This is a genomic window from Acinetobacter lwoffii (assembly GCF_024129855.1).
Lineage (GTDB): Bacteria > Pseudomonadota > Gammaproteobacteria > Pseudomonadales > Moraxellaceae > Acinetobacter > Acinetobacter lwoffii_L.
Genome location: NZ_JAMXXC010000048.1, coordinates 1 through 7,230, shown reverse-complemented (window position 1 = coordinate 7,230; position 7,230 = coordinate 1). Strand labels below are relative to the sequence as shown.

At 37.7% G+C, this 7,230-nt stretch carries 5 protein-coding genes and 2 pseudogenes; 4 read left to right on the top strand and 3 right to left on the bottom strand.

Going from position 1 to position 7,230, the window contains the following annotated elements:
• Nucleotides 1-208: 208 nt before the first annotated feature.
• The 3 genes and pseudogenes from NI465_RS16105 to NI465_RS16095 form a co-directional block, all read right to left on the bottom strand.
• Nucleotides 209-1,177, bottom strand: a pseudogene (locus tag NI465_RS16105) (IS481 family transposase).
• 202 nt (nt 1,178-1,379) lie between these two features.
• Entirely contained in the window at nt 1,380-1,730 is a 351-nt protein-coding gene (locus NI465_RS16100) for a hypothetical protein (RefSeq protein WP_253145965.1), read from the bottom strand.
• 150 nt (nt 1,731-1,880) lie between these two features.
• Nucleotides 1,881-2,381, bottom strand: a pseudogene (locus NI465_RS16095) (IS3 family transposase); the annotation flags it as partial.
• A gap of 677 nt (nt 2,382-3,058) precedes the next feature.
• On the opposite strand from NI465_RS16095, the gene mqo reads away from it, so the two are divergent.
• The 4 genes from mqo to NI465_RS16075 form a co-directional block, all read left to right on the top strand.
• Complete coding sequence (gene mqo, locus NI465_RS16090; protein WP_004733172.1) at nt 3,059-4,693, top strand: malate dehydrogenase (quinone); 1,635 nt, start codon at nt 3,059-3,061, stop codon at nt 4,691-4,693.
• 72 nt (nt 4,694-4,765) lie between these two features.
• Nucleotides 4,766-6,040, top strand: a complete 1,275-nt coding sequence (locus NI465_RS16085; protein ID WP_004733173.1) for an MFS transporter — start codon at nt 4,766-4,768, stop codon at nt 6,038-6,040.
• A gap of 56 nt (nt 6,041-6,096) precedes the next feature.
• The gene (locus NI465_RS16080; protein WP_004733174.1) at nt 6,097-6,582 is read left to right on the top strand and encodes a hypothetical protein; all 486 of its coding nucleotides are present in this window, start codon (nt 6,097-6,099) and stop codon (nt 6,580-6,582) included.
• Nucleotides 6,583-6,935: 353 nt separating this feature from the next.
• Nucleotides 6,936-7,230 (top strand): transposase (locus NI465_RS16075; RefSeq protein ID WP_253145963.1); only part of this gene is annotated, 295 nt, incomplete at its 3' end.

Genomic DNA, 7,230 nt, shown 5'->3' with positions numbered 1-7,230 from the left:
GGTGAGTATGAAATTAGAGTATTACAACCTAGATCACAGGCAAGAAAAGATAAAAAACCTCAATACTGGATGAGTATTAACATTAAATAAAGACTTGCTAGATTTTTTTAAGCTTTTATACCAGGGTTCAAAAACTATTGCCAGTTAAACGGGGCGTGATTTTTACATATATGTTTTTATATTAATAAAAATGATATAGATATGTAATTCATAGAGATCGTTTCAATTTAGCAATCTCTAAATACATCTTGTAATTGGCATGTTGAATCCGTTCATTTGAGGGGTCGTATTGCTTCTGGACTTCATCTAAGAAAGGAGTTTCTTCACATAATTCAAAGTACCTTTCCATCGGTGTTTTACCTTTCAAAGCCGAATGTGGTCTCATCCAGTTATAGTAATGCTGCCATTCTGCCAGTTTGCTCTGAATTTCCTCTGAATCGATATCTACAGTAGCGTAGAACTCAGATTTATCAGTCTTTTGTGAGCGCTCTACCTTGCCATTCAGATGAGGTGAACCCGGTTTATTTGGCCTAAATTTGATTCCATACTGCATCATTTTTTCTGTACTTTTTCAGCAAAGAATGCTCGTCCACGATCGGTCTGTATTCGCTGTATGAGAAAAGGTATTTCTTCAATTACACAGTTAAAAAGTCGAGTGTATTCGCAGCTGTTCGGCGTTTATATATCCTTAAAACGCGATATCGTGTGCAGTCATCGATAGATGTGTACTGATATAGTCCAGGACCCAGTTTACAGGTATCCATTTGAATTCTATCGCCTGGTAATGGACGTTCATAACAAATGTAATCTACTTTACGACGGAATTTTTTAATCGGTTTGACTTAATGGGTGGATAGTACTTTATGGATAGTCGCCAAGGACAACGAGACTCCGTGCAGCTCATTAATTCGGTTTGCAAACGTCGAGCACCAAGATTTCTAGCTGAGCGCATTTCCAATATTAAAGCTTCTAGCTCAGCATTGATTTTAGTATTTGGCGATTTTAAGGGACATTTACTATGACTACTTAATCCATCAATACCTTGTTCAGAATATCGTTTCCACCACTTGCGTAAAGTTGGTCTAGAAATGCCACATCTCCGACAAACCAGGCCAGCATTATTGGTCTCTTCAAATAATTTAACCCATACGAGTCTTTGTTGAATTTCTCTGTTCATAGACACCCATTATATTGAAGTGATGTCTATGAATCACACAGATTATCATAAGGCTTTTGAAACTGTCGCACCTCATGTTTGAATTCACCCATTAACAGAGTGCGAATTAGTCCTTGATCATGTTTGACCACATTTCAAGGAATAGTGTCCAACTTTCGGTATGCAGATTATGGTGTGGGGTTCTCTTAAAGTTTAAACCTTATTATTTTACTTCAGTAATGCTGATTGGCTGGTCTTTTACAAATTCAACAGCCCCTTCACCACGTTTAAAGTGAATTGAAACTCCATTATTATTAGCTAAACGAATACCACTACCAGCAACTGTTTGCTTTAAACGATATACCATGCCTGAGTTATCAGTCATTAAAGCAGTTTCAAAGTTATCCGATGATTTCAGAAAAATTAATAAACCATTCGGACCAGAAAATTTAAGGACCTGCGTATCAGCTGAAGTATTGCTTGTAGCCTTATCTTGTAAAGTTTCAGTCTTTGGACTCGAAGTACACCCAGTCATTGCTAAAACTAACAAAGTTAAACTTAAAAAATATTTCATTTAACTACCTTTTTCATCTGTAAATCATAGGTGTATTTATACTAATTGTTATAATTTAACAATAAAACAAATATTACTTTTTTTTACATAAAAAAGCCATAAATCGCATTTTGAACCTTACCGGATTTATCGGAGATTTTTTTATTTAAGTTAGGCCACCTGACTTAACGGGTTAATCTTATCATAGTACATTGCTTCAAACTCAAAAGGCGATACATAACCCAGTGCACTGTGTACATGCTTTTTATTAAACCAATCTACCCAATTTAATGTCGCAAGTTGTACATCTGCTAAACTTTGCCAATCTGCTTTTAAATATTCAATCATCTCTGTTTTGTATAAGCCATTCACTGTTTCAGCCAAAGCATTATCGTATGAGTCCCCCGTTGTACCGATTGATGCTCGTAAATTTGCTGCTTCTAAACGATTGGTATAGCGAATGGAAAGGTATTGAACACCTCTATGGGAATGATGAATCACATTCCTTGGCATACCTCAATCGTGCAATGCTTGCTCCAGTGCATCGAGCACCATATCTGTATTCATACGTGTTGATACTTTCCATCCAACAATTGCTCGTGAGAACACATCAATAATAAAGGCGGTATAGACCCAGCCTGAATTTGTTTGAATATACGTAAAGTCACTCACCTGAGATACCGTCTTGGTAGTCAATCAATAATTGAACCGCTCTATCTCTGATTTCAGGGGTATATTTTACTTTTTTCATCGGAACACTACGCTTCGCTACGTCGTGCGAAGCAATGCTTCTCATCTCAGGAAAGTTGGTCTCCAACAAACCCGGTACGGTTCACAATGAGGTTCATGCACGTGTAGCAGTCCTTAACAGATTTACAGAATTAGGTCGACCACTTACCCAAGTTACGCCTTAAATTTGGCTCAATTAGGGGCGCTTTGCCTTTCAAATATTTGTGCAATAAAGCCGTTGGAAAGTAACCTTGAAACAAGTTATAAGCTTCTTTTTAATAAATTACTGAGTATTTGTATAAATATTCAACATCTGATTTTTTTTAAACCAGATATTGAATTAAAATAAAAACCAATAAACAAGAACAAACATCATTGGTATTTATATTTTAATTATGTTCATTTACAATAAAAATTACTAAGTCAATACATATTTAGTCTAAAATATCCATCAATCAAAAATGTGTGATAGCTTCGAACGTTAATCTTTGTATACTTGTAATTTTGAGTATTACTTCAATTCTCTAAGCTAATTCTTTACAAGTGTTCCTATCACCATAATTGTTATTCTTGTCTTCGCTATAAAGCGATCCAAACCTGCCCTCCATGGTCATAATCGCATGAACAAATTTTTAAAATACCTATTGGTATTCATCGTTCTGCTTATTATTGCAGCACTAATCTTTTTATTTAGACCTATCGCGTCTAAGAAAATTCAAAACACCAGCAATGAGCCTGTCGTTGACGCAGTCTTAGTTGGTGGTGGCATCATGAGTGCAACCCTAGGCACATATCTTAGTGAACTTGAGCCAAACTGGCAAATTCGTATGTATGAACGCCTAGACAACGTTGCCCAAGAAAGCTCAAACGGCTTCAACAATGCTGGCACAGGCCACTCTGGCTTTATGGAAATGAACTATACCTCTGAAAAAGATGGAAAAATGGACATTTCTAAAGCTGTGAACGTTGCGGAACAATTTGAAGTTGCAAAACAGTTCTGGTCTTATCAAGTCAAAGAAGGCGTTTTGGGTCAACCAAATAGCTTTATCAACCCTGTACCGCACATTGCCTTCGTTTGGGGCGATAACGTGAATTTCCTAGAAAAACGTTACGCTGCAATGGTTAAAAACCCAATGTTTTATGGCATGAAATTCTCTGAGAATCCTGCTGAAATTAAACAATGGGCACCATTGGTGATGAATGGCCGTGATGCTGCACAAAAAGTAGCTGCAACACGCATGGATGTAGGTTCGGATGTGAACTATGGTTCGATCACCACTCAATTGGTCGATCACCTTAAAAAACAATCTAATTTCCAGTTACAAACATCGACTGAAGTGACTGGCATTAGCCAAAACGATGATAAAACGTGGACTGTTGCATTTAAAAACCTCACTACAGGAAAAACAGATCATGTGAAAACGCGCTTTGTCTTTATTGGTGCAGGCGGTGCAGCGGTTAAACTTTTACAAATGACAGGCTTACCAGAAGCGAAGCAATATGCTGGCTTCCCTGTAGGTGGCGTGTTCTTAATGACCGACAACCCAAAAGTCACTGAAGGCCATACTGCAAAAGTTTATGGTCGTGCTGAATTAGGCGCACCGCCAATGTCTGTTCCACATATTGATACACGTTATATCGACGGTAAAAAATATGTGTTGTTTGGTCCATTTGCAACTTATTCAAACAAGTTCTTAAAACAAGGTTCTCAGCTTGATTTATTGAAATCAACCACTAAGAACAACGTTTTACCAATGACCGCTGTGGGTATGGAAAATCTTGATTTGGTGAAATACTTAGTTAGCCAAGTCATGATGACCGATGAAGACCGTTTTAATGAGTTGAAAAAATACTATCCTGATGCAAAACCAGAGGACTGGCGCATGAATCAAGGTGGTCAACGTGTTCAAATCATTAAGAAAGAACCAGGCAAACCTGCAAGCTTGCAATTTGGTACCGAGATTTTTGCATCACAAGATGGTGCTGTGACTGCCCTATTAGGTGCGTCTCCTGGTGCTTCAACTTCCCCTTATATTATGTTGAGCTTGCTTGAAAAAGCATTCCCTCAGCAAGTAGCAGGTAAATGGAATCCGAAATTACATGAAATTGTAAAATCGTACCAACAAGAACTCAGCACTAATCCTGTGCTTCTTGACCAAGTTCGCCAATACACCAGCACAACCCTTGGTTTGAAATATACACCTATGGCTAAAGCTGCAAATGACGAAACTATTGCGGTAGCAAAAGCACAGTAATCTGCTTTAAACCCTAAAAAGGATGGACTTTGCGCCATCCTTTTTTAATTCATATTTGAAACTATTCTGTGTATGTCGCTTTTCCATTCCGATGCTTTTTTGGCTTTTCATTCACGTGATTTTTCACTTCTGAGTGTCAATCAGTTGTGCTTAATTCTAACCATCATGATTCAAGAAGTCGTCATTGCTTATAGTATCTATCAACTCACTCAAAATCCACTCAGCCTTGGCATGATTGCCTTAATTGAGTTACTCCCCTTTATTTGCCTCTCCCTGATCAGTGGCGACTGGGCTGATCGCTATAACCGACAAAAAATTGTGCAGTGGAGTTTTAGCTGTAGCACTTTAATTCCATTATTATTTATTGTTCTTTTTTCTCAGTACCAACAACAGCACATTCAACAAAATACACTTTTATGCGGCATTTATAGCCTCATCTTTTGCTTAGGCATACTTAGAGGCATCTACAGCCCATCATTTAATTCATTACGCCCTTTTCTAACCCCCGAGTCAGCCTATAGCAATGCAGCCACATGGACCGCGCTCATTTGGCAAATAGGCGGCATTTTAGCGCCTTTATGCGCAGGACTTTTACTCGGCCAACTTGGGCTTGAAAAAACCCTCTTTATTGTTTTTTTCTTGTGTTGCGTGGGTAGCATCTGCTTATTCGGATTAAGTCCTCGTCAATTCCCTAGCCCCCATAAACAGCATTTAAGCAAAAGTTTGAAAGAAGCCTATTTGTTTATTTTTAAACATCCACTAATGTTTTGGAGTATGTTGCTGGATCTCAGCGCCATGCTTTTTTGTAGTGTCATTATCTTACTGCCTATTTTTGCACACGATATCCTGCATCTTGGTGTTGAAGGCTTAGGTATACTCAGAGCTGCACCAGCTATTGGCGCCTGTATCATGATGTTGATGTTGACCTGTTATTCTCCGATGCAAAATGCATGGAGAAATATGCTCTATAGTAGTTTTGCAATTGCTTTGTGTACTTTAGCCTTTGCACTATCCTCCCATGTTTGGCTCTCAGTCTTCTTCCTTGTTTTAATCGGTGCCTTTGATAGCATCAGCATGGTCATTCGACAAACTTTATTACAGCAACTCCCCCCAAAAGCACTATTAGGGCGTGTAGCGGCTTTAAATGGCATATTAGTCACTTCAGGCAATCAGCTCGGTGCCCTACACATGAGCCTGATGACGCGCTATTTTTCTGTGGTGCCAGCAGTACTTATTGGAGGGACGCTGTGTTTAATAATCTGTGGTCTAAGCTTTACTCGTACGCGACATTTATTCAAGCCATCTCCAACACTAAAAAAACATGCCACAGTGGCAAAAAGTGAATAGCATGTTAAGCTTCAAATCTTCTTTTAATATGATGTGAGTTTTCAATAGAGCAAATTATGAAACAGATTTTCCCCTTTTCACATATTCTCTATACCAAACTCTATTCTTTCGTACTATCAGTGTTGTTGGCTTATTGCCTATTCAATGCAATTTATACGTTCATTATTGGTGGAACTGGTTTTTATTTATTTGCAACTTTTATTTTAGCTTTTCAATGTAATTTCGCGTTACGCACTTCTCTCCATGACCGTATTTACACCAGTTTAGGGATAGTTTTGCTTATTATTGGGTTATTGTATACACATGGAATTCACTTTCTAAACCATTTAAAAACAATTGTATTGGTTCCTGCTTTAATTTTAACTGCCTTTGGAATAGATAATTTATATAGAAAGCCAAATAGACTTAGTTGTCTTAAAGTTGGACTGATCCTCGGCCTATTGCTATTAGCTTATATTCAATATTATGATTTAGTAGAACTGCAAAATTATTATGACTCTTTACATAATGATGAGACTTGGCAGCAATTTGGCGCATTATAACAGCTAGCACAAAAAAATTTGGTGGGTGAAAAATTTACAATCCTAATTCTGATTTATCATGTTATTACATAGGAAAACTGCCTTTAAAAGACGGGTCTTGCTAGTCTAGAATTGCAGACGAAAGGGAATAAAATGCCTGTATATCCGATTCTAGAAATTGATCATTTTCAGCATCATAAACAAAAGATTTTTCTTCTAATAAGTATTGGCCATCTTGCTCACTAAGAAAATTTTAAAGTTATTTGCTTGATCAGGGAAAATTTGTTCTCCGTCAAAAAAAGATCATAACAATCTCGAACGGCTTTGTTGCGCAAAGCTGTTCTTAAGGACTTTTTCAGCAATATAATTTTCAAATGAAGAAGCATACACATAAAATTTACCGCACAACCAATTGGTTCGCATATAACCGAGCACGCATTCATCGCGGAAATATTGCCATTTGGTTTGATCCAGCTACGCAATGGTATGCCCCATCAAAAGGCAAACAAGGGCGAAATCAAACCTACTCCGACGCAGCCATCCAATGCTGCTTAATGATTAAATCCTTATTCCGTCTGTCTTTACGTATGGTTACTGGCTTTGTGCAAAGTCTGATTAAACTTTGCGGATTAAATTGGATAGCTCCAGATTACACCACGCTTTGTAGAA

Bases quoted from the DNA above. Each gene is read 5' to 3' on its own strand.
- NI465_RS16100 (WP_253145965.1), bottom strand. From the start codon at position 1,730: ATGAAATATTTTTTAAGTTTAACTTTGTTAGTTTTAGCAATGACTGGG.
- mqo (WP_004733172.1), top strand. From the start codon at position 3,059: ATGAACAAATTTTTAAAATACCTATTGGTATTCATCGTTCTGCTTATT.
- NI465_RS16085 (WP_004733173.1), top strand. From the start codon at position 4,766: ATGTCGCTTTTCCATTCCGATGCTTTTTTGGCTTTTCATTCACGTGAT.
- NI465_RS16080 (WP_004733174.1), top strand. From the start codon at position 6,097: ATGAAACAGATTTTCCCCTTTTCACATATTCTCTATACCAAACTCTAT.